Source organism: Streptomyces sp. NPDC090442 (genome assembly GCF_044769405.1).
Lineage (GTDB): Bacteria > Actinomycetota > Actinomycetes > Streptomycetales > Streptomycetaceae > Streptomyces.
In genome coordinates, this window is sequence record NZ_JBIVXW010000051.1 from 1 (window position 1) to 20151 (window position 20151).

The following is a 20151-nucleotide window of genomic DNA, read 5'->3' on the forward strand; positions in this document are numbered from 1 at the left end:
GCCCGCTCATCCACCACAGCCGGCACATCAACCAACCCACCCCACCGATCCGGCAACTCCAACGCCACCACACGACCCAACCCCCACACCATCGCGGCGTTCGGATCGACGGCCTCGTCGGAAGGGCCGGCGGAGACCGCACTCCGTGTCAGCCCCCAGACAGCCGCGGAGATCTCGACGTCGGACAGCGCCTGTACCGCGGTCGCCATCCGCGCCGCATCCAGCGCCACCAGCACACCGGACACCGCTGCCGTTCCCGCACCGGAACGGACGAGCTCAGCGAGCCCGGCGCGATCCACCACGGACGGCACACTCAGACGACTCACCTCCGCCCCACGCGCCCCCAACTGCTGGACGACATCGGGCCATTCGTCATCGCCCTCGCCGGTCAACAGCAGCCATCGGCCCGAGAGTCGGGCCTCCTCCGACTCGCTCAGGGCCGCCCACGAGATCCGGTAGCGCCAGTCATCCACCGCCGACCGCTCGCCACGCTCGGGCAGCCCCACGGCCGCGGCCGACAGCCCGAGCACATCGGCCGGTCCGGCCTCCATCCAGTACCGCTGCCGCTGGAAGGCATACGTCGGCAGCTCCACCGTCCGACCGCCGGCGAGCAGTCGCGCTATGTCGAACTGCTTGCCGTGCATGTGGAGTTGAGCCAGTGCGGAGACCAGGGCGTGTTCGGCGGAGCGGTCCGCGCGCTGCGTCGCCACGCGGAGGGCGTCGGCCGCGCTCTCGGCGAGGACGGCTCCCGCCAGGGCGGTGAGGACGCCGTCCGGGCCGACCTCCACGAAGCGGGTCACCCCGGCACCGGCCGCGCTCCGCACCGCATCCGCAAAGCGCACCGTTTCCCGCACCTGCCGCACCCAGTACGCGGGCGAACACAGCTCGTCGGCGGAAGCGGCCTCTCCGGTCAGCGTCGAAATCACCGGGATCCGCGGCGCCTCGTAGGTCAACTGACCTGCCACAGCGGCGAATTCCTCCAGCATGCCGTCCATGCGGTGGGAGTGGAACGCATGCGAGACGCGCAACCGGCTCGACTTCCGACCGTTCGCCTCCGCCCACTCCCGCACGGCCTCGACGGCATCCTCATCACCGGAGACCACCACGGAATCCGGCCCATTGACCGCCGCCAACGACACCGCCCCACCCAACAGGCCGGCGATCTCGCCCTCGCGAGCCTGGACGGCGAGCATCGCACCGCCCTCGGGCAACGCCTGCATCAACCGACCACGCGCCGCCACCAACGTGCAGGCATCCGCCAGCGAGAGCACCCCCGCCACATGCGCCGCCGCCAACTCACCAATCGAATGGCCGACCAACACGTCGGGAACGACGCCGAAGGACTCCAGCAGACGAAACAGCGCCACCTCAACCGCAAACAAGCCCGTCTGCGCGTGGACAGTCCGGTTCAGCTCGGCCTCGTCCTCACCCCAGACCACCCCGCGCAGGGACGAACCCAGCGCCCGCTCCAACCCCTCGACGCACGCGTCGAAGGCGTCCGCGAACACCGGGAAACGGTCATACAACTCCCGACCCATGCCCAGCCTTTGCGCACCCTGGCCCGAGAAGAGGAAGGCCACTCGGCCGGCGGCGGGGCGGGGCTGGCCGCGGAGGATGCCGGGGTCCGGCTGGTCCTCGGCCAGTGCCGCCAGGCCGGTCAGCAGTGCGTCGCGGTCGGCGGCCACGATCGCCGCGCGGTGGGTGAACGCGGAGCGGGTGATCGTCAGGGAGAAGCCCACGTCGAGCGGGGACAGGTCGGGACGGTCCAGCAGGTGGGCGCCCAGGCGGCGGGCCTGTGCGCGCAGGGCGGGCTCGGACCTGGCGGACAGCGTCCACGGGACCACCGCGCCCGCGGGGCCGCCGGGCTCCGACGGTCCGTCGGGTGCGGTGGCCGACTCCGCGTCGTTTGGGGCCTGTTCCAGGATGACGTGGGCGTTGGTGCCGCTGATGCCGAAGGAGGAGACGGCGGCGCGGCGTGCCCGGTCCGTTTCGGGCCAGGGGGTCGCCTCGGTGAGGAGGCGCAGTTGGCCGGCGTTCCAGTCGATTTCCGGGGTGGGGTGGTCGGCGTGCAGGGTGGGCGGCAGTACGCCGTGCCGGATGGCCTCGACCATCTTGATCACGCCGGCCACGCCCGCGGCCGCCTGGGTGTGGCCGATGTTGGACTTGAGCGCGCCGAGCAGCAGCGGGCGACCGTCCGGGCGGTCCTGACCGTAGGTGGCCAACAGGGCCTGGGCCTCGATGAGATCGCCGAGCGGGGTGCCGGTGCCGTGGGCCTCGACGGCGTCCACGTCGGCGGTGGTCAGGCCCGCGCTGCGGAGGGCCTGCTCGATGACGCGTTGTTGGGAGGGGCCGTTGGGGGCGGTCAGGCCGTTGGAGGCGCCGTCCTGGTTCACCGCGGAGCCGCGGATCACCGCCAGGACGCGGTGGCCGTTGCGTCGGGCGTCGGAGAGGCGTTCCAGGAGGAGCATGCCGACGCCTTCGGCGAAGGCGGTACCGTCGGCGTCGGCCGCGAAGGACTTGGCCCGGCCGTCGGGCGCGAGGCCGCGCTGTCGGCTGAAGCTGAGCAGGGCTCGGGGGCTGGCCATGAGGGTGACGCCGCCGGCGAGGGCGAGCGGGCACTCCTCGTTCCGCAGGGCCTGGGCGGCCAGGTGCAGGCCCACCAGGGACGCGGAGCACGCCGTGTCGACGGTCACCGCCGGGCCCTCGAAGCCGAGGGTGTAGGCGACCCGGCCGGAGGCGACGCTCGCGGCGCTGCCGTTGCCGACGTAGCCCTCCAGGCCCTCGGGTACCGCACTCAGGCGGGACGCGTAGTCCTGGTACATGGTGCCGGCGAAGACGCCGGTGCGGCTGCCGTGCAGTGTGGTGGGGTCGATGCCGGCGCGTTCGATGGCTTCCCAGGCGGTCTCCAGCAGCAGGCGTTGCTGCGGGTCGACGGCGAGTGCCTCGCGCGGTGAGATGTCGAAGAACTCGGGGTCGAAGTCGGCTGCCTGGTAGAGGAATCCGCCCTGCCGGGTGTAGGTGGTGCCTGGCCGGTCGGGGTCCGGGGAGTAGAGCCGGTCGAGGTCCCAGCCACGGTCGGCGGGGAAGTCACCGATGGCGTCCTCGCCGTTGCGGACCAGTTGCCACAGGCCGTCGGGCGAGGTCACGCCGCCGGGGTAGCGGCAGGCCATGCCGATGATGGCGATCGGCTCGCGTTCGGATGCTTCCAGGCTGCGGATGCGTTGACGGGCCTGGTGCAGATCCGCCGTGACGCGCTTGAGGTAGTCCCGCAGCTTGTCCTGGTTCACCATCTAGTGCCACTTTCTCGCGCAACGCGCGCCGGGTCTGGATCGGGGTCAGGACCCGAGCTCGGTGTCAATGAACGCAAAGATCTCTTCGTCGGTGGCGGCGTCGAGCCGGTCGGTGACGTCGTCCGGGTCGTCGTCCGGGCCCGTCGCGGCGATGTCCTGCCACTTGGCCAGCATCGCTTCCAGCCTGGCGACGATCCGTTGGCGTCCGTCGTCGGCGTTGCCCATGGCGGCCAACGCGGCCTCCAGGCGGTCGAGTTCGCCGTCGACCGGGGTCGCGGCGGCGCCTGGGGCGGCAGCCGGGTCGGTGACCAGCTCGCATTGGAGCAGCTTGGCGATCGCGGTGGGGGTCGGGTAGTCGAAGACCAGGGTGGAGGGGAGGCGCAGGGCGGTCGCGGCGTTGAGCCGGTTCCGCAGTTCCACGGCCATCAGGGAGTCGAAGCCGAGGTCCTTCAGGGGGCGGTTGGGCTGTACGGCGTCCGGCGTGGCGTAGCCGACGACGGTGGCGACGTGTCCGCAGACCACGTCCAGCAGCAGCCGGTCGATTTCCTCGGCCGGCAGTCCGGCCAGGCGCTCGGCCAACGAGGTGCCGGTCGCGCCCGAGGTGCCGGTCGGGCTGCCGGTGCCTGGCGCGCCGCGGCCGCGTGAGGCCGCGGGGCGGACCAGGCCGCGGGCGAGGGCGCCGAGCACCTCCGGCACGGAGCCGTCGGTGGCGTGGACGCGCAGCGCGTTGAGGTCCAGGCGGACCGGTAGGACGAGCGCTCCGGTGGTGCGGGTCAGGGCGGCGTCGAGGAAGGCGAGGGCGCCTTCGGTGCTGATCGGCAGGGCGCCGCGGCGCGCCATCCGCTGGTCGTCGGCGGCGGCGAGGTGGCCGGTCATGCCGCTGGCCTCGGCCCACAGTCCCCAGGCGAGCGAGGTGCCGGGCAGGCCACGGGCCCGGCGGTGTTGGGCCAGGGCGTCCAGGAAGGCGTTGCCGGCCGCGTAACTGGCCTGGCCCGCATTGCCGAACACCCCGGCCGCGGACGAGAACAGCACGAACGCCGTCAGGTCGTGGTGCTGGGTCAGCTCGTGCAGGTTGAGTGCCGCATCGGCCTTGGGGCGGAGGACGGTCTCCAGCCGTTCCGGGGTGAGCGCCTCGATGACGCCGTCGTCCAGTACGCCCGCGGCGTGCAGGACGGCCCGCAGCGGCCGGTCATCGGGAATCCCGGCCAACGCCCCGGCCAGGGCGTCCCGGTCCGCGGCGTCACAGGCCCGGATCTCGGCGCGCGCGCCCAACTCGGTTAGTTCGGCGGCCAGTTCCCGAGCGCCCGGGGCCGCAGGGCCGCGTCGGCTGGTCAGCAGCAGGTCCCGCACGCCGTGCTGCACCACCAGATGCCTGGCGATCAGCCGGCCGAGGGTGCCCGTGCCGCCGGTGATGAGAACCGTGCCGTCCGGAGGGAACGGGCTGCGGGGCCCCTCGCCGACGGCAACGGCCGTTGGCTGCGCGGGAACTCCCGTGGTCCGCGCCGGTGCGGCCGTGGTCTGCGAAGGTGTCGCGTCCCGTGCCAACCGTGGTACGAGCGGCACCCCGTCGCGCACCGCGACCTGCGGTTCGCCCGCCGCCACGACCGCCAGGGCCGCGGGCAGCGACTCGCTGAAGGCCGCCGGAACGTCCAACTCGTCGGGCTCGTCCAGGTCCACGAGCGCGAACCGCCCGGGGTGTTCCGACCGTGCGGACCGCAACAGACCCCAGGCACCGGCTTGGGCCAGTCCGTCGACCCGGTCCCCCGCGGTGGCGCCCACGGCGCCCCGCGTCACCACGACCAGCCGGGACGCGGCGACCCGTTCGTCGGCGAGCCAGGCCCGGACCAGTTCCCACACCGCGCGCACCTGGGCCCGCGGGGTCGCGTCTGCGGCACAGACATCCGCCAGTTCGACGGCCACGGCGTCCGGGACCGGCGCCCCCGCATCCAGGGCGGCACCGAGCGCCGCGAGGTCCGCGTGGCAACCACCGGGGCCCTGGAGCTTGCCCAGTCCTGCCCAGTCGGGCGCCCTGGACCCGTCGGGCGCGCCGACCCCGCCGAAGGCACCGGACCCGCGCCGCGCCGCCACGGGCACCCACGCGACCGACAGCAGACCGTCCCCCGCGCCCGCCTCCCCTATCTGGCCGGCGGACACCGACTTGGACACCAGCGCATCGACGGTGGCCAGCGGCGCGCCCGTGGCATCGGCCAGCGTGAGCGTCACGGCCTCGGGGGACTCGGCGGGCGCGATGCGCACCCGCATCGTCGCGGCACGCGCCGCATGGAGGCTGACACCGCTCCACGAGAACGGCATCCGCACCTGTCCGGGAGCGGGCTGCTCCGCGAAGGACGCCAGGCGCAGGCTCTGCAACGCCGAGTCGAGCAGCGCCGGATGCAGTGCGAACTCCCCCGCCAACGGACGCATTTCCTCGGGTAGTTGGACCTCGACGAACAACTCCTCGTCGCGCTCCCAGGCAGCCCGGACCCCGCGGAAGGCCGGCCCGTACTCGTACCCCATGCCGAGCAGACGCTCGTAGAACCCGCCGGTCTCGACGGGCCGCGCACCCGACGGCGGCCAGATGTCCAGGCCGGTCGGCGACGGAGCGGCGGTCGCCTCCGCGAGCACACCCGTCGCATGCCGGGTCCAGACACCGTCGGCCTCCCCCTCGCGCCGCGAGTGGATCACCAACGACCGCCTACCGCCCTCCTCAGGCGCCTGCACGCTGACCTGCACCTGCACCCCACCGGACTCGGTGAGCCGCAGCGGCTTCTCCAGGATCAGCTCCTCCACCGAACCGTAACCGACCTGCTCACCGGCGCTGACCGCCAACTCCAAGAAGGCCGCTCCGGGCAGTACGACGGTCCCCATGACGGCGTGATCGGCCAGCCACGGGTGCGTAGAGAGCGCCAACCGGCCCGTCAGCACCACCTGTTCGGAATCCGCCAACGTCACCGCCGCACCCAACAACGGGTGCCCGGCCGCACCCAACCCCAGCCCCTGCACATCGCCAGACACCCGAACCACGGCCTTCGGCCAATAACGCTGACGCTGGAAGGCATAGGTGGGAAGCTCCACCCGCCGGGGGCGATGCGAAGCGAAGACCACGTCCCAGGCAACAGGCAGACCGTGGAGATGCGCCTGACCAAGCGAGGTGAGGAGTTGGGCCGCATCTCCGTGGTCACGTCGCAGGGTACCGAAGGCGGCACCGGTGACGTCGGCCGCATCGAGGGACTGCTCCACGCCAACGGTCAGCACCGGGTGCGCGGACGCTTCGATGAAGACGGTGTGCCCGGCGGCTACCGCGGCCCGGATCGCATCCTCGAAACGGACGGTCTGGCGGAGATTGCGGTACCAGTAACCGGCGTCGAGATGGGTGGCGTCGATCACCTCACCGGTCAACGTCGAGAAAAAGCCGACGGAGGTCGCCGTCGGAGTGGTCGGGGCGAGGTCGGCCAGGATGCGGTCCCGGATCGCCTCAACATGCGGGGAGTGCGAGGCGTAGTCCACCGGGACGCGACGAACGCGAACGCCCTCCGCCTCCCAGGCAGCCTGCACCGCGTCCAAGGCGGCAGCGTCACCCGAAACGACCGTCACCGCCGGCCCGTTGACCGCCGCAACACCCAGCCCCTCGTAGCCGGCCAGGACCGATTCCACCTCGGCCGCGGGGAGGGGAACGGACAGCATGCCACCCGCACCCGAGAGGGCGGTGATCGCCTGCGAGCGAAGGGCCACAACACGGGCGCCGTCCTCCACCGACAACGCACCGGCAACGACCGCGGCCGCAATCTCGCCCTGACTGTGACCGATCACCGCCGCCGGCTCCACACCGGCAGCCCGCCAGACCTCCGCCAAACACACCATCACCGCCCACAACAACGGCTGAACCACATCAACCCGCTCCAGGACAGCCGGGTCCGTCGAACGCGCCACCTCCGTCAACGACCAGTCCACGAACGGCGCCAACGCCCCCTCACACTCAGCCCAACGCGACGCAAACGCCTCCGACGAATCCAACAGACCCGCCGCCATACCGACCCACTGCGAACCCTGCCCCGGAAACACCAACACCGCACCCGAACCGACGCCCAAGCCCGTCCCCGTCACCACACCCGCAGCAGGCTCACCAACCGCCACCGACCCCACACCCGCCAGCAACACCTCCCGATCCGCACCCACCACCACCGCACGATGCTCCAACACCGCACGCGACGACACCAACGACAACGCAACATCAACCGGCGCCAACCCCGGACGCCCCGCAACGAATTCCTGCAGCCGTTCGGCCTGGGCCCGCAGGCCGGCCTCGGACTTGCCCGACAACACCCACGCCACCGGACCCGCGTCCGAACGCTCGGGCTCGACCTCCCCAGACCCCACCGCCGGAGCCTGCTCCAAGATCACATGCGCGTTGGTCCCGCTGATGCCGAACGAGGACACGCCTGCGCGGCGCACCCGGTCGGACTCCGGCCATGGCTGGTTCTCCGTGGCCAGCTCCACCGCGCCCGTTGTCCAGTCCACGTGTGGCGAGGGCGCGTCGACGTGCAGGGTCTTCGGCAGCACGCCGTGGCGCATGGCCTCGACAATCTTGATCACGCCGGCCACACCCGCTGCCGCCTGCGTGTGACCGATATTGGACTTCACCGAACCCAGCAGCAGCGGACGGCCCGCGTCCCGATCCTGGCCGTACGTCGCGAGCAGCGCCTGAGCCTCGATGGGATCGCCCAACCTGGTACCCGTGCCGTGCGCCTCGACCACGTCCACGTCGGCCGCCGACAGACGCGCATTCGCCAACGCCTGCCGAATCACCCGCTGTTGGGACGGACCGTTCGGCGCGGTCAGACCGTTCGACGCGCCGTCCTGGTTGACGGCCGAACCGCGCATGACCGCCAGCACCCGGTGGCCGTTGCGGCGCGCGTCCGACAGTCGTTCCACCAGGAGCATGCCGACGCCTTCGGCGAAGCCGGTACCGTCGGCGCCGTCGGCGAAGGCGCGGCAGCGGCCGTCGCCGGAGAGGGCGCCCTGGCGGGACAGTTCCACGAAGCGGCGCGGGGTGGCCATGATGGTCGCGCCGCCGGTGAGGGCGAGCGTGCACTCGCCGGCGCGGAGTGCCTGGGCCGCCGAGTGCAGGGCGACCAGCGACGCCGAGCAGGCGGTGTCGACCGAGACCGCGGCGCCCTCCAGTCCGAGGGTGTAGGCGACGCGGCCGGACATCACGCTGAAGGCGGTGCCGGTGCCGCGGAAGCTCTCCAGGTCGTCCCCGGCGTCGAGGAGCAGTTCGGCGTAGTCGTGGGTGTTGATGCCCACGTACACGCCGGTGCGGCTGCCGCGCAGGGACGTGGGGTCGATGCCGGCGCGTTCGATGGCCTCCCAGGAGGTCTCCAGCAGCAGGCGCTGCTGGGGGTCCATCGCGGTGGCCTCGCGGGGGGAGATGCCGAAGAACTCGGAGTCGAACTCGGCCGCGTCGTGGAGGAATCCGCCGGTGCGGACGGAGGACTTGCCGGGGGCGTTGGGATCCGGGTCATAGAGGGCGTCGACATCCCAGCCGCGGTCGGCGGGGAAGTCGTCGATGGCGTCCCGGCCCTCGGTGAGGAACGTCCAGAACTCTTCGGTGGTCCGGATGCCGCCGGGGAATCGGCAGGCCATGCCGATGATGGCCACGGGTTCGTCGGCGGCGGGGATGCCGTCGGTGGCGGGGGCGGCGGTGTCCGGTGCCTGGGTGTCCGGGAAGAGTGTGGTGGCGAGGTGTTCGGCGAGGGCACGCGGGGTGGGGTAGTCGAAGACCGCGGTGGCCGGTAGGCGGACGCCGGTGGCCGCGCCGAGAGCGTTGGCCAACTCGACGGCGGTCAGGGAGTCGCAACCCAGTTCCTTGAAGGGCCGGTTGGCGACTACCGCGTCGCGGTCGGCGTGGCCGAGGACCGAGGCGGCGTGGGTGCGGACCGTCTCGGTGAGGGCGTGCCGGCGTTCCGCGGCGGGCAGGCCGGCCAGGCGGCCGGTCGGCGAGTCGGCGTCCGTGGCGGTCCGGGTGGTGCCCACGGTGTTCCTTGCCGCCTCGGGCAGGGCGCTCAGCAGGGGGCTGGGGCGGGCGGCGGTGAACGCGGCGGCGAAGCGCTCCCATTGGATGTCGGCGATGGTCAGCAGGGTCTCGTCGTCGTCCAGTGCCTGGAACAGGGCGTCGAGGGCGAGTTGGGGCAGCATGGCACCCAGTCCGCGCAGCCGCAGCCGGTCGTGGGCGGCGCCACGGGCGGCCATGCCGTGGGCGCCCCAGGGGCCCCAGGCGAGGGAGGTGGCCGGGAGTCCGCGGGCGCGGCGGTGTTGGGCGAGGGCGTCGAGGCCGGCGTTGGCGGCGGCGTAGTTGGCCTGGCCGGCGCTGCCGAGGGTGCCGGTGTCGGAGGAGAAGAGGACAAAGGCGTCGAGGTCGAGGTGGCGGGTGAGCTCGTGGAGGTGGTGGGCGGCGGCGGTCTTCGCGTCGAGGACCGCCGCGAACCGCTCGGGGGTCAGGCTCTGGAGGGTGCCGTCGGCGAGCGTGCCGGCGGCGTGGACGACGGTGCGCAGCGGGCGGTCCGCGGGCACGGTGTCGAGGAGGGCGGCCAGGGCGGCGCGGTCCGCGGCGTCGCAGGCGACGAGGGTGACGTCCGCGCCGAGCGCGGTCAGTTCGGCCCGGAGTTCGCGGGCGCCGGGGGCGTCCGGGCCGCGGCGGCTGGTGAGCAGGAGGTGGGCGGCGCCCTCCTGGGCCAGTCGGCGGGCGACGTCGGCACCCAGTGCTCCGGTGCCGCCGGTGATGAGGGTGGTGCCGGACAGGTCCCGGCGGGCGGGGTGCGGCTGGGTTGCGGCGTCCCTGGGGGTGCGTACCAGGCGGCGGGCGAGCAGACCCATGTCCCGGATGGCTACTTGGTCTTCGCCGGTGTGTCCGGAGAGGACGGCGCACAGTCGCTGCGACGCGCGCGCGTCCAGTGCGGGCGGGAGGTCGATGGTGCCGCCCCATTGCCGCGGGTGTTCCAGCGCCGCCACGGTGCCCAGTCCCCAGGCCAGTGCCTGGGCGGGGGCGTCGAGAGGGTCGGCGGAGGTGGCGTGCACGGCGCCTTGGGTGAGGGACCACAGGGGCGCGTCGATGTCCAGGTCGGTGAGGGCCTGGAGCAGTGCGGTGAGGCCGGCGGTGCCCAGGGGCAGGGACGGGTGCCGGGGGTGCGGCCGGAGGTCGGTGGCGAGGGTGGTCACCACGGCGGTCGGCTCGTCGGCGCCGTCGAGGGCGGCGGTGAGGAGGCAGACGAGCGCGGCGCGGTCGTGGGCGCCGTCGACGGGCACGCGGACGACGTGGGCGCCGGCGGTGGTGAGGGCGTCGGCGACGGCGTCAGCGACCGCGTCGGTGGCTCCGTCGCCGGGCGGCTGGACCAGCAGCCAAGTCCCCGTCAACCGGGTGTCGTTGGGCCCGGCGAGGGGTGTCCAACGGATGCGGTAGCGCCACCGGTCCAGGGTGGCCCGGGTGTCCTGGGCCTGGCGCCAGGTGGTGAGCGCGGTGCGGGCGGCCGACAGCGAGGTGACGTCGTCCAGGCCGAGGGCGGTGCGGAGAGTGTCCCAGTCCTCGCCGGTCACCGCGTCCCAGAAGTGGTGGTCGGCGGTGTCGGCGGGGGTCGTCGCGGGCGACGGGGTCGGGGCGTCGAGCCAGTAGCGCTGGCGTTGGAAGGCGTAGGTGGGCAGTGCCACCGGGCGGGCGCCGGGGAACAGCGGGGCCCAGGTCACGTCCGTGCCGTGGGTGTGGAGCCGGGCCAGGGCGGTGATCAGGGTGAGTTCGGGGTCGCGGTCGGCGCGTTGGGCGGCGGCGCACAGGGCGTCCGGGGCACTGCCGGCGAGGGTGGTGTCGGCCAGGGCGGTGAGCACGCTGTCCGGGCCGACCTCGACGAAGCGGGTGACGCCCTGTGCGGCGGCGGTGCGGACCGCGTCGGCGAACCGCACGGCCTCGCGGACCTGGCGCACCCAGTACGCGGGCGAACACAGCTCGCGCTCGCCGGCCGGCTCTCCGGTCAGCGTCGAGATCACCGGAATCCGCGGAGCACGGTACGTCAACTGTTCGGCGACGGCGGCGAATTGGTCGAGCATGCCGTCCATGCGGTGGGAGTGGAAGGCGTGCGAGACGCGCAGCCGGTTGGACTTGCGACCGTGCGCCTGGGCCCACTCCCGTACGGTCTCGACGGCGTCGGCGTCGCCGGAGACCACCACCGACTCGGGGCCGTTGACCGCGGCCAACGACACCGATCCGCCCAGCAGTTCGGCGATCTCGTCCTCGCGTGCCTGGACGGCGAGCATCGCGCCACCCGGGGGCAGGGCCTGCATCAGCCGGCCGCGGGCGGCGACCAGCGTGCAGGCGTCCGCCAGCGACAACACCCCGGCCACGTGCGCCGCCGCCAACTCGCCGATCGAATGGCCGATCAGCGCGTCCGGGGTGATCCCGAACGACTCCACCAGGCGGAACAGGGCGACCTCGACCGCGAAGAGGCCGGCCTGGGCGTGCACGGTCTGGTTCAGCAGGTCCTGGTCGGTGCCCCACAGCACGGGGCGCAGCGGTGCGTCCAGGGCCCGTTCGAGGAGGTCGCAGGCCCGGTCGAAGGCGTCGGCGAAGACCGGGAAGCGGGCGTGCAGGGCGCGCCCCATGTCCAGACGTTGGGCGCCCTGGCCGGTGAAGAGCACGCCGAGTCGGCCGTGGCCGCCGGCGGTCGCTGGTGCGTGGACCACGCCCGCGGCGGGTTCGTCCCGGGCGAGCGCGGCCAGGCCGGCCAGGAGGGCGTCCCGGTCGGCGCCGACGACGACCGCCCGACTGTCGAGTTGGGCACGGGTGGTGGCCAGCGCCAACCCGGCGTCGGCGGAGGCGAGTTGGGGGTGCGCGGTGAGATGTTCGTGTAGCCGTCGAGCCTGGTCCCGCAGCCCCGCCGGGGTGGCGGCGGACACCAGCCAGGGCAGGGCGGCAGGGGCGGTCACAGGTGCCGAAGGGGACGTGGTGTCGCCCGCGGCAGCCCAGCCCTCCCCGGGTGCTTGCTCCAAGACCACGTGCGCGTTGGTTCCGCTCACCCCGAACGAGGAGATCGCGGCGCGCCGGCTGCGTCCGGTCTCGGGCCAGGGCCGGGCCTCGGTCAGCAGCTCGACGGCGCCGGACTCCCAGTCGACGTGCGAGGTCGGCCGGTCGAGGTGCAGGGTCTCCGGCAGCAGGCCGTGGTGCATGGCCAGCACCATCTTGATCACGCCGGCGACACCGGCGGCGGCCTGGGTGTGGCCGAGGTTGGACTTCAACGAGCCCAGCCAGAGCGGCCGTTCGGCCGGTCGGTCCTGGCCGTAGGTGGCCAGCAGTGCCTGGGCCTCGATCGGGTCGCCGAGGCGGGTACCGGTGCCGTGCGCCTCGACGGTGTCGACGTCGGCGGCGGTCAGCCGGGCGTTGGCCAACGCGGCGCGGATGACGCGCTGTTGGGCGGGGCCGTTGGGGGCGGTGAGGCCGTTGGAGGCGCCGTCCTGGTTGATCGCCGAGCCGCGGACGACGGCCAGGACCGGGTGCCCGCGGCGGCGCGCGTCGGCCAGTCGCTCCACCAGCAGGACGCCGGCGCCCTCGCTCCAGCCGGTGCCGTCGGCGGCGTCGGCGAACGACTTGCAGCGGCCGTCGGCGGCCAGCCCGCGCTGGCGGGAGAAGACGACGAACTTCGCGGGGGTGGCCATCACCGTGACGCCACCGACCAGCGCCAGCGAGCAGTCGCCGGCGCGCAGTGACTGGGCGGCCAGGTGGAGCGCGACCAGGGAGGACGAACACGCGGTGTCCACGGTCACCGCGGGGCCTTCGAGGCCGAAGGTGTAGGCGATGCGACCGGAGACCACGCTCGCGGCGCTGCCGGTGCCGCGGTAGCCCTCCAGGTCGTCGGGGGCGCCGAGCAGCAGGGTGCCGTAGTCCTGGCCGTTGGTGCCGGCGAAGACACCGGTGCGGCTGCCGCGCAGGGACGTCGGGTCGATGCCGGCGCGTTCGAGGGCCTCCCAGCTCAGTTCCAGCAGCAGGCGCTGCTGGGGGTCCATGGCCAGCGCCTCGCGGGGCGAGATGCCGAAGAGGCCCGGGTCGAACTCGGCGGCGGCGTGCAGGAATCCGCCGTGCCGGGTGTGGGAGGTGCCGGGGCGCTCGGGGTCGGAGTGGAACAGCCGGGTGGTGTCCCAGCCGCGGTCCTCGGGGAAGCCGGTGATGGCGTCGCCGCCGGCGCGGACCAGTTCCCAGAGGTCTTCGGGGGTGTGGACGCCGCCGGGCAGCCGGCAGCTCATCGCGACGATGGCGAGGGGTTCGTCGGGGTCGCCGGCGGTGTCGTCGGTCGGGTCGTGGTCGACGTGCGGGTCGGTGCCGCCGAGGAGTTCGTGGTGGAGGTGGTGGGCGAGGGCGCGCGGGGTGGGGTGGTCGAAGAGCAGGGTGCTGGGCAGGCGGGTGCCGGTGGCGGCGGTCAGCGCGTCGCGGATCTCCACGGCGGTCAGCGAGCCGACGCCGAGGTCGGTGAACGGGCCGTCGTCGGCGATCTGTTGGACCGGCACGGTGTCGAGGGCGCGGGCCACTTCGGTGCGGACGAGGTCGAGCAGCGCCCGGTGCTGTTCGGGCACGGTGAGGGTGGCCAGCTGCCGGGCGTCGGTGGCGGGCGGGCCGGCCGGAGGCTCGTCGTCGAGCGGCCGGCGGCAGCGGGCCAGGGCGGCGTCGAGGGTGGTCGGTTCGTCGCGGTCGCGGCGCAGGGCGGGGACGACGGTGGCGGGGGCGTCGTCGGGGAGGCAGTCGCGGACCAGGGGGGTGAGGGTGGCGTCCGGGCCGAGTTCGAGGAAGGTGCGCACGCCGGCGGCGTGCAGGGTGCGGATGCCGTCGAGGAAGCGGACGGGGCGGCGGACGTGGCGGACCCAGTAGTCGGGGGTGGTGAGGTCCTCGGGGCGGGCGAGGTCGCCGGTGACGTTGGAGACGACGGGGATGCCGGGCGGGTGGAAGGTGAGGGCCTCGGCGACGCGGCGGAACTCCGCCAGCATCGGGTCCATGTGCGGGGAGTGGAAGGCGTGGCTGACCCGCAGCCGGCTGGTCTTGCGGCCGGCCCGGGACCAGTGTGCGGCGAGGTCCTGGACGGGTTGCGCGTCGCCGGAGAGGACCACGGAGGAGGGGCCGTTGACGGCGGCGATGTCGACGGTGTGGTGCGTGCCGTCGGCGTCGGCGAGTTGGGCGCGGACCTCGTCCTCGGTGGCCTGGACGGCGACCATCGCGCCGCCCTCGGGCAGCGCCTGCATGAGCCGGCCGCGGGCCGACACCAGGGCACAGGCGTCCTGGAGCGAGAGCACGCCGGCCACGTGCGCGGCGGCCAACTCGCCGACGGAGTGGCCGATCAGGTGGTCGGGGCGCGGTCCGCGGCTCTCGACGAGCCGGTAGAGGGCGACTTCGAGGGCGAAGAGGGCGGCCTGGGCGTGGTCGGTGCGGTGCAGGAGCGGGTGGTGGTCGTCGGCGAAGAGCAGCGTGGCGAGCGGAATGTCGAGACCGGGGTCGAGGTGGCCGCACGCCTCGTCGAACGCCTGCCGGAACGCCGGCTGGGTGCGGTGGAGTTGGCGTCCCATGGCGTGGCGTTGGCTGCCCTGGCCGGAGAAGAGGAACGCGGTGCCGTGGGGGGTGGTGGGCCGGGGGGCGTCGGGTTCGTGGGACCGGTGGGGCTGCACTGCGGCCGTGACCTCGATCTCGCCGTTCTCGCCGTCCGGGGTGCCGCGGCCGCCGTCTCGCGGCGCGGGGGGCCGGCCGTGCGCGCCGCGGTCCAGCCGCCGGACGGTCTCGGCGAGCGCCGCCGTTCGGGCCTCGGGCGCGGGATACGCCTCGGTGTGGTGGGGGTCCGTGGGCTCGGGGAGCGCGCCGTCGTGGAGGAGGCACAGGACGGGGTCACCGTCGGCCCGGGCGCGGGCCTCGGTCTTGAGGACGAGGACGGCGCCGGCGTCCGCCCCGGGGCGGTAGCGGCTGCCGAATTCGCCCGTTCCGTCCGGGTGTTGGGGTGGCCAGATTCCGACGATGACGGCGCGCTTTGCGGTACGGGTGAGGAGCATGGTGCAGGCGTGGCGTACCGCGCGGTCGAGGGAGGGGGCCTCGTCCTGGCCGGCCGGGTGGCAGGTGAGGTCCCCGAGGAGCGGCGACAGGAGGTGGACCTGACGGCGGGCGTCACCGCAGAGGAACACCGCGGTGTCGTCGCCGACCTGGTGCGCGAGGGGGGCGAGCGCCTCCCTGGTCAGCGCGACCAGGACGGGTTCGTACGGCTCGCCGGCCTCCTCGGCGGGAAGGGTGTCCGGTTCCTCCGCCGGTGGAAATCGGTGGGCCAAGCCGACGACGACCACACCGTTGCCCGGCACGTCATGCCTGTCAGACATCCAAAGCCCCCGTTACCCCCGTGTGTTCACGCACTCACCGAACGGCAACGAATGCCGGCGTGCGCACGAATCGCCCGTGGCCGGCTCCGGCGACTTACTCGCCGGGCGACCGGACGCCTACACCGCGCCTTTTCCTCGCAATGTGACGCGGAAATTCCGACATCTTGAATCGGCGACGAACGGAATCCGGCCGATTCATATCTTCGTTCGGAGGCTACGCTGCGGCCGCGTCGGGCTACCACCCCTAGCAACCCCTAACAGGCGTCTTGGAGGCGCCCCCTAAGGGCCGCTACCGGGTCGACGGGGAAGAAGGTTCAGACCTCCCACCTCCGACCGGCGCGCACGGAAAGACGCGCGCCGCTCCCGGTTGTGAACAGCCCTTCACATCACCGGACGACCGCGGGCCAGTGGGTAGACTGCGAGTCACCAACGCGCCCGTCGTAGTGAGTTCTGCCCTTGGAGCCGCAATGCGAGTCGTCCTCGCGGAGGACCTCTTCCTACTGAGAGACGGGATCAGCAACCTCCTCAGTTCCCACGGGTTCGAGATCATCGCCTCGGTCGGCAGCGGCCCGGAGTTGGAGGAGGCGCTGCGACGGCACGTCCCCGACATCGTCGTGGTCGACGTGCGGCTGCCGCCGTCCCACACCGACGAGGGGCTGCGCATCGCGCTGTCCGCCCGGCGCGAGAACCGCGGCCTGCCGGTACTGGTGCTCTCCCAGCACGTGGAGCAGTTGTACGCCCGGGAGTTGCTGTCGGACTCGGCCGGCGGGGTCGGCTATCTGCTCAAGGACCGGGTGCTGAACGAGTCCCAGTTCATCGAGGCGGTCCACCGGGTCGCCGCGGGCGGCACCGCCCTGGACCCGGAGGTCATCGGCAAGTTGCTCACCAGCAACGCCGGCACCACGTCGCTCGCGACGCTGACCGCCCGGGAGATCGAGGTCCTCCAACTCATGGCCGAGGGGCGCTCCAACGCGGCCATCGCGGCCCGACTCCACGTCAGCGAGGGTGCGGTCAGCAAGCACACCACGAGGGTCTTCAACAAGCTGGGCCTGGCCGCCTCCGACGACGACAACCGCCGGGTGCTGGCGGTGCTGGCGTACCTCAATCGCACCCCCGGGACGTGACCGCGGGATCCCCGCGCATCCGCGACATGTGACCCGTGTCTCAATTGCCCGCGATGCACCGAATCTTGACCAAGACCCGGTCGCGAACCCCGAGCTCCGGTGGCAAGATTTCGACGGGAATCGCGCGCAGAGCAGCGGACCCGGAACGGACGCCGGCCCCGATACCAGATCGGTCGCCTAATTGCCGAACCCAACCGCCGGCCATATGCGATAGATTTACCACTCACGGAATTGGCCAGCTCCTTGACGTCGCCTCAGAAAACCCCTCGTTAACAAGTATTGACTGAAGCTTTGCGGCGACGGATGGGAGTTTGGAAGGGGGACAGTGCATGCTATTCGCCGAACGCGACTTCGAGATGGCTCTACTGAGAAACCTGTACTCCAAGTCGGAACAGGGCAAAGCTCAGACGGTCCTGGTCGAAGCGCCCGTCGCCTGCGGCAAGACCGCATTGCTCCACAGGTTCGCCGAGCAGGCCGAGGAAACCGGCGCCGTCGTTCTCACCGCGACCGGTTCCCGCGCCGAACAGACCCATCCGTTCGGCCTCATCAGCCAAGTACTCCACCACCAGGAACTCCAGCCAGCGCTCGGCGGGGACGCCGACGCGCTGCTCGCCCAGGCACCGGCCCCCGCCGAGGGGCCGGATCCGGTCACCATGCAGCAGACCACCGCGCAGCTCGCCCGGGCCCTGTGCGGCGCCCTGTTGGAGCTCACCGCCCAGCGGCACGTGGTGCTCTCCATCGATGACATCCAGCATGCCGACGAGTCGTCGTTACAGATCCTGCTGTTCCTGCTGCGCCGCCTGCGGAGCGAACGGCTGCTGGTGCTCCTCAGCGAGTGCCAGGTCTCACCCCCCGCCCACCCCACCTTCCGTGCCGAGCTGCTCCGGCAGCCCAACTCCCACCGCATCCAACTGCTTCCGCTCACCGTCGCGGGAATCACCGAGGTGCTCGCCGAATACGTCGACGAGCTCACCGCGGCCCGACTGGCCCCCGCCTACAGCGAGGTGAGCGGCGGGAACCCGCTGCTGCTGAGCGGGCTGATCGAGGACGCGATGGTCCAACAGCCGGGTGGCGGCCGGACGTTGTCGGCCCGGCCGGTCGCCAAGGAGTCCTTCCAACAGGCCGTGTTCGCCTGCCTGTACCGCTGGGACGAGAGCACCATCGAGGTCGCCCGCGGCCTGGCCCTGCTCGGCGGCCACGCCAGCCCGTCCCTCATCGGGCAGGTGACCGGCATGAAGAGCGCACAGGTCGAACAGATCATGGGGGTGCTGACCCACTCCCGCTTCCAACGGGACGGTCGACTGCGCCACCCGGCCGTCAACGCCGCCGTGCTCAACACCCTCCCGCTCGACGACAGCGGCCGGATGCACCTGCACGCCGCGCGACTGCTGCACGACTGCGGCGCCGATCCGCTCAGCGTCGCCGAGCACCTGATCGCCGCGGGCAACGCCCCGGATGCCTGGGCCGTTCCGGTCCTCCAGGACGCCTGTGCGCAGGCCCTCGCCGAGGAGCGGGTGGACCTCGCCGTGGAGTGCCTGGAACTGGCCCGGTGCAGTTGCGACGACGATCCGCAACGGGCGGCGCTGGTCACGCTGTCGCTGGCGCGGCTGAAGTGGCGCCGCGACCCGTCCGCCGCCGCCTGCCACCTCACCCCGCTCAAGGAGGCCCTGGTGGCGGGGCTCCTTGAGGACCGGGACGCGATCACCGTGGCCCGGTACCTGCTCTGGCACAGCCGGGTGGAGAACGCCCAGGAGCTGTTGGCGCGGCTGGAGTCCGTGGTCGACACCTCCGACCCCTCGACCGCGGCCGACCTGGGCAGCCTGGAGGACCTCCAGCACTGGCTCCGCCTGGACCGCGCCCCGGCCGACCGCGACGGGGCCGGGACCCTGGCCGCCATCGGTCTCTTCGTCGCGCAGCCGGCGGAGTTGACGACCTCGTCGGTGCTGGCGTCCGCGCTCCGCGACGGCCCGGACGGCACGGCGGTGCACTGGGCCGAGTCCGTGCTGAGCAGCATCTCGCTGGGCGACACCACCATCGGCACGGTGCAGTTCGGGCTGTCGCTGCTGCTCCACGCCGGCCGGCTGGACCGGGCCGCCACGGCCTGCCGGGGCTTCCTGGCGGAGGCCCGGGCGAGCCGGGCCAACACCTGGCAGGCGCTGCTCACCGCCATCCACGCCGAAATCGCCCTGCGCCAAGGGGATCTGCCCGCCGCGGAGGAGCGGGCGGTCCAGGCGCTCGGGCTGATCTCCGCGCACGGGTGGGGGGTGGCCATCGGCTATCCGCTGGCGGTGCAGCTGCTGGCGCAGACCGCCATGAGCAAGCACGAGGACGCCTCCCGGGTGGTCCGCCGGGCCGTGCCGAAGGCCATGTTCCAGGGGCTGTACGGGCTGAAGTACCTGCACGCCCGGGGCCATCACTATCTGGCCACCAACCGGCTCCAGGCCGCCCTCGCCGACTTCCGGCGGTGCGGCGACCTGGCCCGGGACTGGACGCTGGACCTGCCCGCGCTCGTACCGTGGCGCAGCGATCTGGCACAGGTGCAGCTCGGCATGGACCGACCCGACGCCGCCCACGGGATGGTCGTCGAGCAACTGTCGCTGCCGGGCGCCGACTCGCCCCGCACACGCGGCATTTCGCTGCGCGTGCTGGCGGCGACGGAGTGCCTGAAGCAGCGCCCGGGGCTGCTGCGCGAGGCCATCGGGCTGCTCCAGGAGTCCGGTGACCGCTACGAGCTGGCGCTGACCCGGGCGCAGCTCAGCCGCGCCCACCACGAGCTCGGGGAGTACAACCGGGCCCGGATGATGGGGCAGTTGGCGATGCAGGTCGCCGAGGACTGCGGCATGGAGACGCTGTGCCGGCAGGTGCTCTACCCGTCCGACGGCGCCCACCGCCCGGACGGGGCGCCCACCGACGCCGTGGACACCCTCAGCGACGCGGAGCGGCGGGTCGCCGCGCTCGCCGCGACCGAGCACACCAACCGGGAGATCGCGCGCAAGCTCTACATCACGACCAGCACCGTCGAGCAGCATCTGACGCGGGTGTACCGCAAGCTCAACGTGAAGCGCCGGTCGGACCTCCCGCTGCGTCTCAAGGACGGTGAACCGTTAGTGGCCGACAACGCTGTCGGGCGCAGCAAGGGCGCGCTGCCGCCCGAGTCGGTCGCCTCGTAAGGGGGCGTTGCGCGAGTGGGAGCCGCTGCCGCGGGAGGTGGCGGCTCCTGCCCGTCTCCGGCGATGACTGGGGTGCGATAGGGGTTGCTCCGGTGGTCCGGCGCGTCTTGTATGGGGCCGGCTCGGCCCGCTCCCCCGTTCTCTCGTGCGGCCGCCGCACCCCGCCGTCCGAGACGCCGGTGGCGG

4 protein-coding genes are annotated in these 20151 nt (G+C 72.9%); 2 read left to right on the forward strand and 2 right to left on the reverse strand.

Translation table 11 applies throughout. The features are described from left to right. Together ACIQU6_RS29950 and ACIQU6_RS29955 are read right to left on the reverse strand one after the other, a co-directional pair. A partial coding sequence (locus ACIQU6_RS29950; RefSeq protein ID WP_403484826.1) for a type I polyketide synthase occupies positions 1–3287 on the reverse strand: 3287 nt, incomplete at its 3' end. Between the two features lie 48 nt (positions 3288–3335). Then, on the reverse strand, positions 3336–15671 hold the full coding sequence (locus ACIQU6_RS29955; RefSeq protein ID WP_403484827.1) for a type I polyketide synthase: 12336 nt from the start codon (positions 15669–15671) through the stop codon (positions 3336–3338). A gap of 467 nt (positions 15672–16138) precedes the next feature. Between ACIQU6_RS29955 and ACIQU6_RS29960 the strand changes: the two genes are divergently transcribed. Beyond that, positions 16139–16795 carry a LuxR C-terminal-related transcriptional regulator gene (locus tag ACIQU6_RS29960; protein WP_403484828.1) on the forward strand — a complete coding sequence of 219 codons (657 nt, stop codon included), beginning with the start codon at positions 16139–16141 and terminating at the stop codon, positions 16793–16795. Positions 16796–17124: 329 nt separating this feature from the next. Continuing rightward, a complete protein-coding gene (locus tag ACIQU6_RS29965) occupies positions 17125–19965 on the forward strand; it encodes an AAA family ATPase (RefSeq protein ID WP_403484829.1) in 2841 nt (946 codons plus the stop codon). Positions 19966–20151: the final 186 nt, after the last annotated feature.

Coding starts and splice junctions, on each gene's coding strand:
- ACIQU6_RS29955 (WP_403484827.1), bottom strand. CDS start 15,671: ATGTCTGACAGGCATGACGTGCCGGGCAACGGTGTGGTCGTCGTCGGC.
- ACIQU6_RS29960 (WP_403484828.1), top strand. CDS start 16,139: ATGCGAGTCGTCCTCGCGGAGGACCTCTTCCTACTGAGAGACGGGATC.
- ACIQU6_RS29965 (WP_403484829.1), top strand. CDS start 17,125: ATGCTATTCGCCGAACGCGACTTCGAGATGGCTCTACTGAGAAACCTG.